This is a genomic window from Paludisphaera borealis, from assembly GCF_001956985.1.
GTDB classification, from domain to species: Bacteria; Planctomycetota; Planctomycetia; order Isosphaerales; family Isosphaeraceae; genus Paludisphaera; species Paludisphaera borealis.
In genome coordinates, this window is sequence record NZ_CP019082.1 from 1,225,434 (window position 1) to 1,240,951 (window position 15,518).

The 15,518-nt window shown below is 66.9% G+C and carries 16 protein-coding genes; 15 read left to right on the forward strand and 1 reads right to left on the reverse strand.

The features are described 5' to 3' along the window. Positions 1–40 precede the first annotated feature (40 nt). The 8 genes from BSF38_RS04720 to BSF38_RS04755 all read left to right on the forward strand — a co-directional run bounded on the left by BSF38_RS04720 (position 41) and on the right by BSF38_RS04755 (position 8,514). Positions 41–598 carry a hypothetical protein gene (locus tag BSF38_RS04720; protein WP_076343688.1) on the forward strand — a complete coding sequence of 186 codons (558 nt, stop codon included), beginning with the start codon at positions 41–43 and terminating at the stop codon, positions 596–598. Positions 599–662: 64 nt separating this feature from the next. After that, entirely contained in the window at positions 663–3,554 is a 2,892-nt protein-coding gene (locus tag BSF38_RS04725) for an NPCBM/NEW2 domain-containing protein (protein WP_076343689.1), read from the forward strand. A gap of 39 nt (positions 3,555–3,593) precedes the next feature. Next, entirely contained in the window at positions 3,594–5,324 is a 1,731-nt protein-coding gene (locus BSF38_RS31215) for a hypothetical protein (protein WP_076343690.1), read from the forward strand. 162 nt (positions 5,325–5,486) lie between these two features. Then, positions 5,487–5,738 (forward strand): DUF6582 domain-containing protein, encoded by a 252-nt coding sequence (locus BSF38_RS04735; RefSeq protein WP_076343691.1) that lies wholly within the window; start codon positions 5,487–5,489, stop codon positions 5,736–5,738. A gap of 114 nt (positions 5,739–5,852) precedes the next feature. Then, a complete protein-coding gene (locus BSF38_RS04740) occupies positions 5,853–6,344 on the forward strand; it encodes a ferritin-like domain-containing protein (protein ID WP_076343692.1) in 492 nt (163 codons plus the stop codon). Between the two features lie 107 nt (positions 6,345–6,451). Then, entirely contained in the window at positions 6,452–6,706 is a 255-nt protein-coding gene (locus BSF38_RS04745) for a hypothetical protein (protein ID WP_076343693.1), read from the forward strand. Positions 6,707–6,736: 30 nt separating this feature from the next. After that, on the forward strand, positions 6,737–7,459 hold the full coding sequence (locus BSF38_RS04750; protein ID WP_076343694.1) for an HAD family hydrolase: 723 nt from the start codon (positions 6,737–6,739) through the stop codon (positions 7,457–7,459). Between the two features lie 62 nt (positions 7,460–7,521). Further along, the gene (locus BSF38_RS04755) at positions 7,522–8,514 is read left to right on the forward strand and encodes a lipase family protein (RefSeq protein WP_076343695.1); all 993 of its coding nucleotides are present in this window, start codon (positions 7,522–7,524) and stop codon (positions 8,512–8,514) included. A gap of 32 nt (positions 8,515–8,546) precedes the next feature. Here BSF38_RS04755 and tal read toward each other — a convergent pair whose 3' ends face one another. Then, the gene (tal, locus tag BSF38_RS04760) at positions 8,547–9,521 is read right to left on the reverse strand and encodes a transaldolase (protein ID WP_076343696.1); all 975 of its coding nucleotides are present in this window, start codon (positions 9,519–9,521) and stop codon (positions 8,547–8,549) included. Between the two features lie 232 nt (positions 9,522–9,753). On the opposite strand from tal, the gene BSF38_RS04765 reads away from it, so the two are divergent. From BSF38_RS04765 to BSF38_RS04795, 7 genes are all read left to right on the forward strand, one after another. Then, the gene (locus BSF38_RS04765; protein ID WP_237170893.1) at positions 9,754–10,563 is read left to right on the forward strand and encodes an HAD-IIA family hydrolase; all 810 of its coding nucleotides are present in this window, start codon (positions 9,754–9,756) and stop codon (positions 10,561–10,563) included. Positions 10,564–10,671: 108 nt separating this feature from the next. Continuing rightward, complete coding sequence (locus BSF38_RS04770) at positions 10,672–11,238, forward strand: YceI family protein (RefSeq protein ID WP_168189309.1); 567 nt, start codon at positions 10,672–10,674, stop codon at positions 11,236–11,238. A 13-nt stretch (positions 11,239–11,251) separates the two neighbouring features. Further along, positions 11,252–12,133, forward strand: coding sequence for a hypothetical protein (locus BSF38_RS04775; protein WP_076343698.1), 882 nt, complete (start codon positions 11,252–11,254; stop codon positions 12,131–12,133). Positions 12,134–12,225: 92 nt separating this feature from the next. Next, entirely contained in the window at positions 12,226–12,867 is a 642-nt protein-coding gene (rsmD, locus tag BSF38_RS04780; RefSeq protein ID WP_083713743.1) for a 16S rRNA (guanine(966)-N(2))-methyltransferase RsmD, read from the forward strand. After that, on the forward strand, positions 12,860–14,266 hold the full coding sequence (locus tag BSF38_RS04785; RefSeq protein ID WP_083712697.1) for a CCA tRNA nucleotidyltransferase: 1,407 nt from the start codon (positions 12,860–12,862) through the stop codon (positions 14,264–14,266). The genes rsmD and BSF38_RS04785 overlap by 8 nt, the downstream gene beginning before the upstream one ends. Before the next feature lie 66 nt (positions 14,267–14,332). After that, on the forward strand, positions 14,333–15,007 hold the full coding sequence (locus tag BSF38_RS04790; protein ID WP_076343700.1) for a 7-cyano-7-deazaguanine synthase: 675 nt from the start codon (positions 14,333–14,335) through the stop codon (positions 15,005–15,007). 13 nt (positions 15,008–15,020) lie between these two features. After that, positions 15,021–15,434 (forward strand): 6-pyruvoyl trahydropterin synthase family protein, encoded by a 414-nt coding sequence (locus BSF38_RS04795; RefSeq protein WP_076343701.1) that lies wholly within the window; start codon positions 15,021–15,023, stop codon positions 15,432–15,434. Positions 15,435–15,518 lie beyond the last annotated feature (84 nt).

Genomic DNA, 15,518 nt, shown 5'->3' on the forward strand with positions numbered 1-15,518 from the left:
TCCGGTCCGTCCCGATCCTCGAAGACGAAGGGATAATGCCATGAAGACACGTTTGCGCGTCCTTGGCCTGGCCGCGGCCGTTTCCGGCCTCTCCAGCGCCGCCTTCGCCGTCGGGCCGACGCCCGCGCCCGCGCAGCCGCCGACGATGTCGGCGATCGCCGGCAAGATGAACGTCGTAGTCGGCTCGCTGGCCAAGACGGTGACCGGCGAGCCGGTCCAGAAGGATCAAAAGGTCATCCTCCGCAACCTCGACGCCCTGATCGCCGCGCTCGAGAAGGAGTGCCAGGCCTGCAAGAACGGCATGGCCGGGAACCGCCCGAAACGGCCCGCGCCCGATTCCAACATCCATGGCGGCACCGGCGGCATCGGCGACCTGGTCGAGCCGGGCAAGGGGGACAAGGACTGGACCAAGCTCACCCCTCGCGAGCGGGACCGGATCTTGCAGTCGATGTCCGAGGGCTTCCCGCCCGAGTACCGCACGGTCCTCGAACGCTACTACCGCCGGCTTGCCGAAGAGAAGACGACCAAGCCGGGCGCCGAGGCCGCCGACGCGAAGGCCGACGCCGACGCCGAAGGCGACGCTCCCGACATCCGTTGAGATCGAGACGCTTCGAGCGCGAGGCGGTTTCCTTGACGACGCACCTTTGTTGAGGCGGGACGCGATGCAGGCGACGATTTTGGTGTTGATCGCCCTCACCGGCCAGTTCGGGCAGCCGGGACAGCCTGGTCAGCCGGGCCAGCCAGGGCAGCCGAAGGCGAGCGGCGGCACGTATGCGCGGTCGCTCGCCGCCGGCCGGCTGGACCAACCCACGCTCGACGCCGAAGGGTACGGCGAGACGAAGGCGTTCCATCGCGAGGACGACGGCCTCCGCGTCATCCTGGCGCCGGGCGCCAAGGAGACCGGCTGGAAGACGCCCCAGCAAATGCGGTTCGGCGGCGATTTCACGCTGTCGGCCGACTTCGTCGTCAAGAAGATTCCCAAGCCGGCGATCGAGGACGGCGTGGCGATCGGCCTGGCGATCGCCTTCAACGACATCACCCAGCCCGACGTCACCTTCATCCGCCTCACCGAGACCACCGGCGCCGAGGTTTATCGCGCCTTCGACAAGGCGTCGGCCGACCCCAATCAGATGCAGAATCAGATGATGATGCAAATGCAGATGGGGGGAATGGTCATGATGCGAGGCGGGATGCCGCCCGGCGGCAAGCCTCCCAAGCCCCCGAGGCGGACGTTCCCGGCGGCCGGCGAATCGGTCCGCCTGGAGCTGCAGCGCGAGGGGCAGGTCATCCGGTTTCAGGTCCTCGACGGCAAGTCGGCCAAGCCTCGGTATCTCGGCCAGATTCCGACTCAGGGGCCGATGGACATAGCGGCCGTCAAGCTGTTCGTCGTCAACCGCAACGGCGCCGAGCCGATCAACGTGCTGTTCAAGGACCTGAAGCTTCGCGCCGACCGCATCAGCGGCCTGGGCGCCACCGTCCGTTCCGTGTTCGACGAGGTCGTCTACGGCGAGCCGACGTCGATCGAGAACGGCGTGCTCATCGTCGGCGGCCAGCCCAAGACGCCCGCCGCCGGCGCGACCCCGAACCCGGCCGCCGCCATGCCCGCGGCGATGCCGCCGGGGATGGTCACAACGCGCGTTCGGGCCGGTCGGGTCATCGCCGCCCCCGCGGGAGCGATGGTCGTGATGGCTGCTCCCGTCGCGGCGGCTCCGGTGCAGGTCGCGGCGGCTCCGGTTCAGGCCGCCGCCCCGGCCGCGGCTGCCGCGGCTCCGGCTCAGGCGCCGGCCAAACCGGCGGACCCCAAGAAGCCGGCCGACGTGTTCGCCGCCGACGCCGCGCCGTCGGACGTCTTCGCCGACTCGAAGAAGCCGGTCGACGTGTTCGCCGCCGACGCCGCGCCGTCGGACGTCTTCGCCGATCCGGCGGGCTTGCTCGCGCAGGCGACGCTCCCGAAGCCCAAGGCCAAGATCCCGCTCGACGAGGTCGAGAGCATCCGGTTCGAGCGGACTCCGACCTTGACCGCGCGGCTGATCGGCCAGCCGAACCTCGACTTCACCCAGGCCGCCCCGACGCCGGAAGAAGCCGCCAAGGCGGCCGAGGCGGCGAAGAAGCCCGACGATCCCAAGAAGAAAGCCGACGACAAGAAGCCCGACGGCAGCGACGACGTCGCGGCGCCCGCGCCCGGGACGACGATCGTGCGGACGGCCAAGATCGACCCCAAGAAGAACGGGATTCGCGACCTGCAAATCGCCCTCTTCGGCCTTCGCCCCTCGAAGATCCGCCAGGTCATGGTCAACTGCCAGACCGACAAGGGCGCCACGGTCTGGCAGCTCGACACCACCGGCTCGCAGAGCTGGCCGCTGGTGGTCCACCGGGCCGGCACCGAGATCTCGGCCGATCTTTTTCTTGAGCCTCCGCCGGCCGACTGCCATCAGAAGAGCTTCACGATCAACATCACCTACGAGGACAATCAGTCGGCCAACGCCAACTTCCAGGCTGACAAGCATTGCGATCCCAAGCTGGCCGTCGACCCCAAGACGCCGGGGGTCGAGGCGCTCGACGCCTGGGTCTATCTGACGGGCGATGAGAAGCTGTTCGGCAAGCTGGGCGACGTCGTCGACGACAAGCTTCATCTCGCGACCCCCTGGAACGACCAGCTTGAAATCCCGCTGGCGCGGGTCGCCGCCGTCCATCTCGGCCTGCTCGACCGCAAGGAGACCCCCGAGTCGTTCGCCAAGCGGCTGAAGGCGCGCGGGTCGGAAGACCTGCTGCTGGCGCAGACCCGGAAGGGCGAGGTCGTCGCCATCGCCGGCGTGCTCGAAAGCATCAAGGGGGACCGCCTGAGCTTTCTTTACCAGGGGAAGTCGCGCTCCTTGCCGCTCAAGCAGGTCGAGGGGCTGATCGTCGCCGCCCGTTCGGAATCGCGTCATGACGAGCTGCGGCCGACCTTCACGATGGCGGGCGAGGTGGCGGTGTCGGGCCGCTGGAAGGACCTCGACGCGACCGTCTGGAAGGTCGAGGCGCCGTGGGGGCAGGAGATGAAGCTGCCGGCCGCCGAGATCCAGGAGGTTCGCTTCCGGGGCGGCAAGATGACGTACCTGTCGGACCTGGAGCCGACCAAGGTCGAGGAGGCCTCGTACTTCGGCCATCGGTTCCCCTGGCGGCGCAACGTCGGCCTGACGGGCGACAAGCTCAAGATGAACGGCGAGATCTACGAGCGCGGGATCGCCGTCCACTCGCGATCGGTGCTGACCTACGATCTCGACGGCCGCTTCGAGACGTTCGAGACCCTGGTCGGGTTCGACGACGCCGCGCGGGGCAAGGGCCGGGTCGTGTGCCGGGTCTTCGCCGACGGCAAGGAGATCTACGCCAATCCCGACCTCCGGGCCGACGCTCCGCCGGTCGCCTTGAAGCTGTCGGTCGCGTCGGCCCAGCAGCTCCGGCTCGAAGTCGATTACGGTCGCGAGCAAGACACCGGCGACCGCGTGATCTGGGCCAACGCCCGCCTCTTCCGCTCGACGGCGCCGAAGCCCGTCGTGGCGATCTCGCGATGACCGGCCCCGGCTAAGATTCTGGACAAGGTGATTCGACCCATGCGTACGCCGCTCGCCCGATTCCTCGGTTCGACCCTTGCCCTCGTGCTGCTCCTGGGCGTTTCGTTGGCGTCCTCGGGTTTCGAGGACGGGGCCAAGCCTCCGTCGAAAGATCCGGGCAAAGCCGAGCCGCAGACGCCGATCGAGGTGAACGAATGGTCGATCTGGGTCGGCAACCCCGGCCAGACGACGATCAACTCCCTCAAGTTCTACCGCAACCCGATGCCGAACTCCGTCGGCACGAGCCGGCCGAAGCTCGACGACAAGGAACTGGCCGCGAAGTTTCCGATCGCGCCGGTGTCGATCGTCCAGTTCTTCGGCGACCCGAGCAAAGACGTGGACGTCGACCTCCGGGTCAAGAAGGGGAGCGTCCTCTCGCACTGGCCGGCGAGCAAGGAATACACCGGCCGCCTCCACTGGTTCGGCGCGGAGCTGAAGAACGAGCCGCCGGCGGGCGTCCCCCAGAGCTATCTGCCCGACGACCACTGGCTGCACAAGCTCCGCGAGAACGCGTCGGCCCTGTACCTCCGGTACGAGTCGCACTACGAGCGGTTCATCGCCTACGACGCGGAGCTGACGATCCCGATCCCGGTGAAGCTCCGGGGCGGGCCCGACGAGTATACGCTTCAGAACATGACCAATCGCCGCCTCGTCGACGTCGCGGTGATCGCCCCCAGCGACGACGGCTTCCGCGTCGGCTGGCTCGACGAGCTTCCCGCCGCGGCGACCGACAAGCAGGCCGAGGAAGAAGCGAAGGAGAAGGAAAAGAAGGCCGCCGAGGCGAAGAAGGCCGTCGATCCGGCGAAGAAGGCCGCCGACGACAAGGCGAAGGCCGACGGCCTGTTCCGCGAGGCCGAGGAGAAGCCCAAGGAGAAAGAGGAAGCCCTCCCCCCCTTGCCGGCCGAGGGCGACGCCACCGTGCAAGCCCGGGTCGATCAGCTTCTCAACCAGTCGATCACGCTGGTCGTCGAGCACGCTCCGCGCCGCGAACTGCTCAACATGGTCGGCACTCAGGCGCGGCTGCGGTTGGAGTTCGACGACCGCGCGATCGCCAAGGAGAAGATCGACCTGACCCAGCCGACGGGCCTCAAGGCCGCGGGGGTCGCCATCCGCGACGCGCTCGCCGACTTGCTGGGCAACGTCGGGCTCAGCTACCGCGTGACGGAGGAAGGCCGGCTGTACATCACCACGGCCGCCCGGCTCGCCGAGGAGGCGAACAAGAAAGGAGCCGTGGTCGAGGGGCCGCCCGTCAAGCTCGTGATGTCGCAGCCCCGCAAGCCGACCGACCCTTCCTATCACGAACTCACGCGCGACGCCATGACCCGACGCCTGGAAGGTCAAGGCCTCCGCAAGGACGTCGTCCAGTTGATCCTGGATACGCACGGGAAGGCGCTTTTCGAGCCGGGCGAGCTGATCGTCCTGGCCCACCTGGCGCGCGAGACGATCGACGAGACGGTGGTCCTCGACGTCTTTCCACCGCCGAAGAAGTTCGTGCGGTCGGCCCTGGTCGTCGTCCACGGCGTCGATCCCCGGCTTCAGGACCGGGCGCGCCAACTGGTGAAGCAGCTCGGCGATAAGGCGTACAAGACCCGCGAATCGGCCGAGTCCCGCCTCCTCGCCCTGGGGCCGGTCGCCGTCCCCGCCCTGGAAGACGCCCTCCGCGACAAGGACGTCGAGATCGCCTTCCGAGCCGAGCGGCTCCTGCTGAAACTTAATCGCTCGGTGCCCTGAAAACCGTCGGCCCATGAGGTCGCAATTCGTTTTCCTCGTGGCTGACTCGTCGAGCGGCATGCGCTTTGCGATATTTCCCCTTCGCCGCCGTGGAACCTCCCGCGTTTCGTTCACAGCTTGAACGATTCGCGGCTTGTCCTTGGATACGAAAGGGGACGAACGATGACTGCGCGGATCAAGCGTCGCGAGGACGTGAATCCGGAACGGGGCGAGCACGAGTACGGCGACGTCGTGTTCGCGGACTCCGTCAACAACAAGTATCCGATTGACAGTGCCGAGCACGTGCGCGCGGCGTGGAGCTACATCAACCACGCTGACAACGCCGCGAAGTATAGCGCTGACGAGGTGAAAACCATCAAGTCTCGCATCAAGAAAGCGGCCAAGACGCACGGCGTCGAGATCAGTGACGACTGACGGCCGCTTCGGCTCGACGTCGGCCCCAACCGAGACTTCATCTTCCTCAATGCCAACGGGAGTCGGTCCGGCGCAGAGTCCGGCCATCCCCGGATCGTTCCATCTGGAGTGAACATGACCCAGCAATCTTCGCCATCGGGCTCCGACAAGGCCGTCACTCGCGAGCAGCTCATCGCCCTTTTGAACGACGACCTGGCGCGCGAGTACCAGGCGATCATCGCCTACGTGGTGTACTCGCAGGTGTTGAAAGGGCCGGAATACATGGCGATCGCCGGCGAACTTGAGATCCATGCCGGCGAGGAACTGGCCCACGCCCTGACGATCGCCAAGCAGATCGATTACCTTGGCGGTATGCCTTGCGTCACACCCAAGCCGGTCAAGACGTCGGAGAAGGCCAAGGAGATGCTCCGCTTCGACCTCGACAACGAGAACGAGACGATTCGCAACTACCGCCAGCGCGTTCGCCAGTGCGAGACGCTCGGCGAGTACGCCCTGGCCGAACAACTTCGCTCGATCCTGGTTCAGGAGCAGGAGCACCAGATCGACCTGGCGACCGCCCTGGGCGTGGACGTCCCCGACGTCACCAAGCCGGACGAGCGCGCCTGAGGCGCATTCGGCGGACGACCTGGTTTTGGTGGCCGAACCTGGGCCGTTCGCCGAACACTATCAGACGGCCAATCCCGATTCAGCTCCGATTCGATAGGAACTCCACGATGGATGAGGAAGAATTGCATGAGGTCGAAGTCGTCATCGAACCTCGCTTCGAGCGACTGGAAGAGCTGGGCGTGAGCCTGGAAGAATTTGAAGAGGCGATTTCGAAGGCGCTGGACGAGTATCACGATCTGATCGAGAGCCAGGGCGATCCGGACGAGACCCCCAGCATCGATCAGCTCAGGGTCCAGATCGGGGACAGGGATTTCCTGCTCGGCGAGATTGCGGAAATCCAAATTACCGGCGACCTGGACTGACCGATCGGCGGGAAAGAAGTTCGAGGCGATATGAAGACCCACGATCCGACGACCGCCGCCACCGCGACCGCGTTCATCTTCGACCTCGACGGCACGCTCGTCGACAGCGTGTACCAGCACGTCCTCGCTTGGCACGAGGCGCTCTCGCAAGTGGGCATCAACCTGGCGGTCTGGACGATCCATCGCAAGATCGGCATGAGCGGCGGTCTGATGGCCAATGCGATCTTGCGCGAGACGGGCGTCGTGCTGAGCGCCGAGGAAGCCGGCAGCCTGGTGCGTCTCCACGCCGAGGCGTATGCGCGCCTGAGCAGCCAGGTCGTTCCGCTTCCCGGCGCGTGCGAGCTGCTCGCCTACCTGACCGAGATGAGGGCGCCTTGGGCGATCGCCACCAGCGCGCGGATCGCCGGCGCGCGGCCGACCCTGGAGGCGCTCGGCGTGCCGCCCGGCGTACCGATCGTCACCCGCGACGAGGTGGCGCACGCCAAGCCCGACCCCGATCTGTTCCTGGCCGCCGCCGAGCGGTTGAACGTGCCGATCACCAGCGCCGTGGTCGTCGGCGACAGCGTCTGGGACCTGCTGGCCGCGCGCCGCGCCCGGGCTCTGGGTGTCGGTCTGCTCTCAGGCGGCTACGGGCAAGACGAGCTCGAACGCGCGGGCGCGTATCGGGTTTACAACGATCCGGCCGATTTGCTGCTACATCTCGACGAAGTCGGCCTCCGATCCGTACCGTCGACGCGCCCCGCCGCTCCCTGACGAGAGCCGATCGCCGTCGATCACTCTCTGGAATCGCCTCGAAGGCGTGAGGAAATCGATCGATGCTGCCGTTGCGTCCGCCGCCGAAGGAGACGATCGAGGGGCTCTTGCCTCCTCCTCCCGATTTCCCCTGCTTTGCTCACAGCGACGTCGTCCCCTTTCAACCTACGGCGCTGGTGTCGAGCGTGTCGGCGACCGGCTCGTTCCAGGACGTTAACGCTTGGTGGCTGGCCGATGCGTCGCTGCTGGTCTATGGTGACGCGCCTTCGGTCAAAAGCCGGTTCAACCAATCGCCGCTGCCCGGTTTGGGATTCTCGATCGACTGGATCCACGACGGCGACGACATCCGAGGCATGGTCCTGAGCGCGGACGACGCCCTGGTGATCGTGTTTCGAGGGACGAAGCTTCAGCTTCCGGGCATTTCGAGCACTAATCCTCCAAGCATCGTCGACCTGATCCTCGGGAACGAGGACCTCAAGATCGACAGTCGCTTTCTCCCCGCGGCCAGCCGCGCCGGTGGGCTCGTGCATTCGGGTTTTCTAGAAGCCTTTGCGCGGATCAGCGACCGGCTCGACGCGGTCGTGAAGACGAGGAGCTCGGAGCAAAAGCTCTGGCTGGCCGGCCACAGCCTGGGAGGGGCCCTGGCCGTGCTCGCCTTGGCCCATCTGGCCGATGACGGGCCGATCGAAGGCGTTTATACGTACGGCTGCCCGCGCGTCGGCGACCGCGCGTTCGTCGACAGCCTTCCGCCTTGCGTCCATCGCCGGTTCGTGCACCGCGAGGACGTGATCGCGAAGCTTCCGCCGTCCTGGCCGTTCGCGTACGTCGACGCCGGCGAATTCCAGGCCGTCCCCGACGTGTCGCCGAGAGCGCTGCTGAGCGATCTGAATCAGAGCTTCAGCAACCTCGCGACGGCCCTGAAACGCTCGATCGAGCAGAAGCGGCTCGACGTCGGCGCAGTCCCCTTCAGCATCGGGGGACTGGCCGACCACGCGCCGGTCTACTACGCCACGCTTCTATGGAACGCTCTGGCGCAGGGCCTGAATCCGGACTGAGTGAGGGCGAGGCAAGTTTCAGTCGAACGACGTCAGACGCCGACCGGCTGCTTCATGAGCTTGGCGACGACCTTCTGGAGGCTGACCAGGTCGGCGGCGAACTTGCGGATGCCTTCGGAAAGCTTTTCGGTGGCCATGGCGTCTTCGTTGAGCATCCAGCGGAACGCCTTCTCGTCGAGGTGGATCTTGGACTCGGCGTCGCCGTTCTTGGTGTCGGGCGAGAGCCTGCGCGTGAGCGGCTGGTCGGTCTCCTCAAGCGTCTTGAGCAGCTCGGGAGCGATCGTCAGCAGGTCGCAGCCCGCGAGTTCGACGATCTCGCCGATGTTGCGGAAGCTCGCGCCCATGACCTCGGTCTTGTAGCCGTGGCTCTTGAAGTAGCGATAGATCCGCTGAACCGAGTGGACGCCCGGGTCTTCGGTCGGCGCGATCTCCTTGACGCCGCGGTCCTTCAGGTACCAGTCGTGAATCCGGCCGACGAACGGCGAGATCAACGTGACGCCCGCCTCGGCGCAGGCGACGGCCTGAGGAAAGCTGAACAGCAGCGTGAGGTTGCAGTGGATGCCCTCTTTTTCAAGCTGCTCGGCGGCCTTGATCCCCTCCCAGGTGGAGGCGATCTTGATCAAAATCCGCTTGCGATCGACGCCTTGCTTGGCGTAAAGCTCGATCAGCCGGTGCGCCTTGGCGACGGTCGCCTTGGTGTCGAACGACAGGTGCGCGTCGACTTCGGTCGAGACCCGGCCAGGGATGATCTCGAGAATCTCCTTGCCGAACCCCACCGCCAGCTTGTCGAGGCAGGCGTCGAGCTGCGCCTCGGGCGCGGTCTCGGTCGACTGCGCGAACTCGACCGCGTCCTGGACGATCCGCTGGTACTGCGGCATCTGGGCGGCTTTATAAAGCAGCGAGGGGTTCGTCGTCGCGTCCTGGGGACGGTACCGGGCGATGGCCTCGATGTCTCCGGTGTCGGCGACCACCACCGTCATGCCGCGCAACTGTTCCAGCAAGCTCATTTCCAGGTCCTCGATCGCTGTCGTCTCGGAAGAAACGTGTTCTCGTTCGGGGTCGATTGGGTCGCAGGTCATTATAGCGGTCCGAGGGTGGTTGCGAAAACGGAGAAGACGACGACCTGGCTGGGAGCGGGCGTCGAAGATGGTAAACTCGTCCGGTCGCGACCCGGACGAGGACGCTCGACGCCGACGTATGGGAACGCCGAAGCCTCGGGGAGAGGGAGCCGTGAACTTGATGACGCTTCGAGAGGTCCGAGGATTCGCGTTCGACCTCGACGGCACGATCTGGGCCGGCCCCCATCTCCTGCCCGGCGCGGCCGAGCTGGTCGCGGCTCTGCGGCGGGCCGATTATCCTTTGGTGTTCGCGTCGAACTCGTCGCGGTACGGCTCCGAGGCATTGGCGCGCGAGCTGACGCGGCTGGGGATTCCGGCGGCGCGGCACGACGTGATCGCGGCCTTCGACCTCGTGGCCGACGAGGTTCACGACCGATTGGGCTCGGTCGACCTGCTGGCGATCGGCACCGGCGAGCTGGCCTCGGCGCTCGAGGAGGCCGGGCACCGGCCGCTGCCGATAGACCGCTGGCGCGAGGCGAAAGCGGTTGTCGTCGGCAACGATCCCCTGTTCGACTTCGGTCGGCTGCGCGCCGCGTCGCGGGCCGTCGCCTCGGGCGCGGTGTTCTTCGCGGTCAATATGGACGAGCGGTTCCCGGTGGCCGACGGTCAGTTCGACCCCGGCTGCGGCGCGCTGGCGGAAGCGGTCGCGACGGCCGCGCGGGTCCGGCCGATCGTCGTCGGCAAGCCGCACTCTCGACTTTTCGAGGCCGCCATCGCCCGGTTGGGATGCTCGGCCCACCAGACCGCGATGGTCGGAGACAATCTGGCTTCCGACATCGTCGGCGGCCGTTCGGTCGGCATGTTCACCATCTGGCTCGAACCTCAGCCCGCGGGCGAACCGACGACGCAGCCCGATCTGGCCGTCGCCAGCCTGATCGATCTCCACCGGCTCTGGCTTGGCGGTCGGGCCACTCCGGACGCGACGAGCTGAGCCATTCACTCCGCGTCGCGGCGAGCCTACAATCGTCGTGGCTCGTCGCGACGGCGAGATTTACAGGACGATCTAGTGTCTTGCAGCGAGGGAATGATGCGAACAACGATGCTGAAATCCGGTCTGCTGGCGGTCGCGACGATTCTGGGCGGTCAGTCGGGAGCTCGGGCGGCCGACACCTACAGCATCGACCCCGCGCACACGTCGGCGACCTTCAAGGTCGAGCATCTCGGGCTGAGCTGGATTCACGGTCGCTTCAACGACGTCGCCGGCGAGTTCCGCGTCGACTCGGCGAACCCCTCCTCATCGCGGTTCGCCCTTACGATCAAGTCCGAGAGCCTCGACACCGCCAACAAGAAGCGCGACGAGCATCTTGCGAGCCCCGACTTCTTCAACGCCAAGCAGTTCCCGGTCGTCTCGTTCAAGAGCACGGCGGTGAAGGCGGTGGAAAAGGGCCTGGAAGTGACCGGCGACCTCACGCTCCACGGCGAGACCAAGCCGGTGACCTTCCTTCTCACGGGTGGCAAGACCGCCGAGTTCCCCCCGGGCGTCCATCGTCGCGGCTACACCACGCACCTCAAGATCAAGCGCTCCGATTACGGCATGGACAAGATGATCCCGGCGGCCGGCGACGAGATCCACATCGAGGTCAGCTTCGAGGGCGTGAAGTCCTGATCGGGGGGCGGCCGTGACCGAACCCGTCACCCTGCTGGAGGCGCTGACCGCCGCCGCGATGGTCTCGGCCCTGACCTGGGCGATCGGTCGATGGGCGGGCCGTGGCGGGTGCTGGGTTTGGTGTTTGGCCGTCGGCCTGGGGTTTTACCTCGGGCTGGCGATCCTGGGTGTTCGCCCGCGGTGGCCGATCCGGGAGGATCAGGATCGGTTCCTCGGGCTCGTCCTGCCTGGGATTCTCGCGGCCGAGGCCGTATGCCGTTCTCTGAAGACGCCATCGCGTCTTGGGGCCGCCGCGCGCCTCGTCGCGGCGACGGCCGTTGCGCCGGTGCTGTTGCACGGATCGAGCTATGTCGTTGACCACGCCGGGCCGGGCTCGGCCGAGTGGCCGTCGGCTTGGCGCTGGCTGATCTTCGGGGGCCTGGGCCTGGCGACGGCCTGCAACTGGTCCGGCCTGGTCTGGATACAAACGCGGTCCGGCTCGGCGGTTCGGGTCCTCGTGGCTCTGGCGACGGCCGCTCTGGGGGCGGGGCTGGCGGTGATGCTCTCGGGATACGCCTCGGGAGGGCTGACCGCCTTGCCGCTGGCGGCGGCGATCGTCGGCGCCAGCATCGCGGCGAGCTTCCGCGCCGAAGCCCCTGATACGGCCCCGGGCGTCGGCCTGATCGGGCTTGAGGGCGTGCTGATGATGGGCGCGTTCTTCGGTCGGCTGAGAACCGCCGAGGCTGTGGTCCTGTTCCTGGCTCCGCTGCTGGCCGGAATTCCCGAAGCCTATCCGCTCTCGCGTCTGGGCCCCCGTTTTCGCACGGTTCTGGGAGTCGGCCTGACCGCCTGCGCTGTGGCCGCCGCGACGGCGACGACCTGGAGGCGGTTCGCGGCCGACGCGGTCGGTCTTTGAGCGTGATCGGTCGTGGAGTAGCCGATTCCGCCGTGCGGCTCTATCATGGGGGAGACGGATTCGAAGACTACCGGGGAGTGAAGCGAGTCGACATGCGGATCATTGCGGGGCAGAGGCGCGGGCACAAGATCGACGGTCCCAAGGCGACGGCGGCACTCAGGCCGACGAGCGACCTGGTGCGCGAGTCGCTGTTCAACATGGTCGGCGAGATGATGCCCGGGCGCACGGCCGTCGACCTGTTCGCCGGCACCGGCGCGATCGGCCTGGAAGCCCTCAGCCGAGGGGCCGAGGCAGCGATCTTCGTTGAGAAGAACCGCGAGAGCGTGGCGCTTATCCACGGCAACGTCGCCCGGCTTCGCTATCAGGACCGGGCTCAAGTCCGCCTGGCCGACGCCTATCGATGGGTCCGAACGCATGAATGGGCGGCCGACCAGCCCGTGGCTGTCTTCCTCGACCCGCCCTACAAGGAATACGAAGACCACGCCAAGAAGATTCGCGAGCTGCTCGACCAGCTCGTCGAACGCTTGCCGGCCGAATCGCTGATCGCCCTGGAAGCGGGCCGCACGCTCGACGGCGAAATCTTGCCCGATTTCGAAGCCTGGGACGTTCGCCGCTACGGCGACACGCAGGTCGCCATCCGGGTTTTTCCCGGTCCCGAGGGCGAGGAGGACGCCGAGTCGTCGGATTCGAAGACGGGGACGGAGGGGCCGAGCGAGGAGGCGGGCAATGTCTGACGCCGCGGCGAGTCTCAGCTTCGCCGAGGAAGTGGTGTTGCGACTGCGTCAGGCGGGTTTTCAGGCCTTCTGGGCGGGGGGCTGCGTCCGCGACATTCTGCTCGGCCTGGAACCGGCCGATTACGACGTCGCGACCAACGCGACCCCCGAGCAGGTGATGCTCAGCCTGCCGTATCGGTCGCTGACGATCGGCGCCTCGTTCGGCGTCGTCCAGGTCCGACATCCCCGGCGGCAAGGGATCGAGGTTGAGATCGCCACGTTCCGGAGCGACCTGGCGTACGTCGACGGCCGACGGCCGACCGGCGTCGTCTACAGCTCTCCCGAGCTGGACGCGGCCCGACGCGACTTCACCATTAACGGCATGTTCATGGACCCGGTCGGCCGCGAGGTGATCGACTACGTGGGCGGCCGGGCCGATCTCGCCGCGAAGCTTCTCCGCGCCATCGGCCAACCTTCCGCCCGGTTTCGGGAAGACAAGCTCCGGCTCCTTCGCGCTGTGCGGTTCGCCGCCCGGTTCGATCTGCGGATCGAGCCCGCGACCCTGTCGGCGCTCAGGACGATGGCGGCGGAGGTCGTCGTTGTGTCTCCCGAGCGGATCGCCCAGGAGCTGCGGCGGATGCTCGTGCATCACAGTCGAGCCCTGGCGATGGACATGGCGATGGATTACGGCCTGATCGCCGCCGTCCTGCCGCCGCTCTCGGCGACGAAGGGGCTGTTTCAGGGCAAGCCGATGCAGCCGGAGGGGGATCTCTGGGACCATACGCTGCTGGTCCTCGACCTCCTGCCCAAGCAGCCGAGCTTCACGCTGGCCTTCGCCGCGCTGCTGCACGACGTCGGCAAGCCGTTCACGCGGTCGATTTGTCACGGGCGGACGAGCTACCACAATCACGAGCAAGTCGGCGGTCGCAAGGCCGACGACCTGGGCCGGCGGTTGAAGCTCTCGAACGCCGAGCGCGAGCGGGTCGCCTGGCTCGTGACCTATCACCAGTACCTCGGCGAAGCCAAAAAGCTGCGCGAGGCCAAGCTCAAGCGGATGCTCGCGGAACCGGGAATCGACGAGCTGCTGGCGCTCCACCGCGCCGACGCCCTGGCCTCGACCGGCGACCTCCAGCACGTCGACTACTGCGAATACTACCTGCGATGCCAGCCCTCGGGCCCGATCAACCCGCCCCCCCTGCTCTCCGGCCACGATCTCGTCCGCCACGGTCTCAAACCCGGCGCGAGCTTCTCGACGATCCTCGATCAGGTCCGCGAGGCCCAGCTCGACGGCCGGATCAACAGCAAGGCCGAGGCCCTCGAATGGATCGACCGCGAACGGATCGGCGAGCCGTCGGAACCGACTGCCGCGGAGGCCGTCGACGCGGCCCCTCCGGTTGCTGGGGACGACGTCTCGGCCTAAGATGAGAGAGTCGTGTCGATGGGCGGCTAGCTACCGGATCATCCGTTCCTTTGGGGGTGTTCGAGCATGCCAGAGGCTGAGGCCCCGATGATCGCCGTCTTGATCAGCGGCGGGATCGAGAGCGCGGTGCTCTGCGGCGAGTTCGTCCGCTCACGACGGCGGGTGCAGCCGATCTACATCCGGTGCGGCCTGGACTGGGAAGACGTCGAGCTGGCCGCGGCCCGCGCGTACCTCAAGGCGATCGCCTGCGACCGCCTGGAGCCGCTCGTGGTCCTCGACGAGCCGATTCGCGACGTCTACGGTCCGCACTGGAGCACCGACGGCGGCGTCGACGTACCGGGTGCCGAGACCCCCGATGAGGCGGTCTACCTGCCCGGCCGCAACCTGCTGCTGACGGTCAAGTCGGCCCTGTGGTGCCGGCTCCGAAACGTCCACGAGCTGGCGCTCGGGTCGCTGGGATCGAACCCGTTCTCGGACAGCACTCCAGAGTTTTTTCAGGGGCTCGAAACGGTTCTCGGTCAGGCGCTTTCGGGTTCGCCAAGGCTGATCCGGCCGTTCAGCCGCCTGCACAAGTCCGACGTAGTGGCTCGCGGCGACGGGCTGCCGCTGCATCTGACCTTCTCATGCATTCGCCCCGACGCCGGTCTGCACTGCGGGGTTTGCAACAAATGCGCGGAGCGCCGCGACGGGTTTCGCGACGCGAACCGGCCCGATCGCACGCGCTACGCCGACGAGCAATAGGAAACCAGTCACGATGTATCGAGTCACCCGCGAGATCGAATTCTGCTACGGCCACCGGCTCCTGAACTATGACGGCAAGTGCCGGCATCTTCACGGGCACAACGGGCGGGCCGTCGTCACGCTGGAGGGGTCGCGTCTGGACAGTCGAGGCATGCTCGTGGATTTCGGCGAGATCAAGCAGACGATCCAGCGCTGGATCGACGAGCAACTCGACCACAACATGCTGCTCTGTCGCGAAGACCCCCTGCTCCCCTTGCTTCGCGAGCGCGGCGAGCGCGTGTTCGTGATGGACGCGAATCCGACGGCCGAGAATATCGCCCGGCTGATCTACGACCACGGCCGGGGGGCCGGGCTGCCGATTTCCGAAGTCGTCCTGTGGGAGACGCCGAACTGCTTCGCCGCCTACTCCGGCGAGGACGACCGCTGAGCACTCCAGGCCGCCCTGAATGAAATGCGACGAGGCCCGCGATCACCGTGAGGTGAGCGGGCCTCGCGTCGGCTGGAGCCGCTG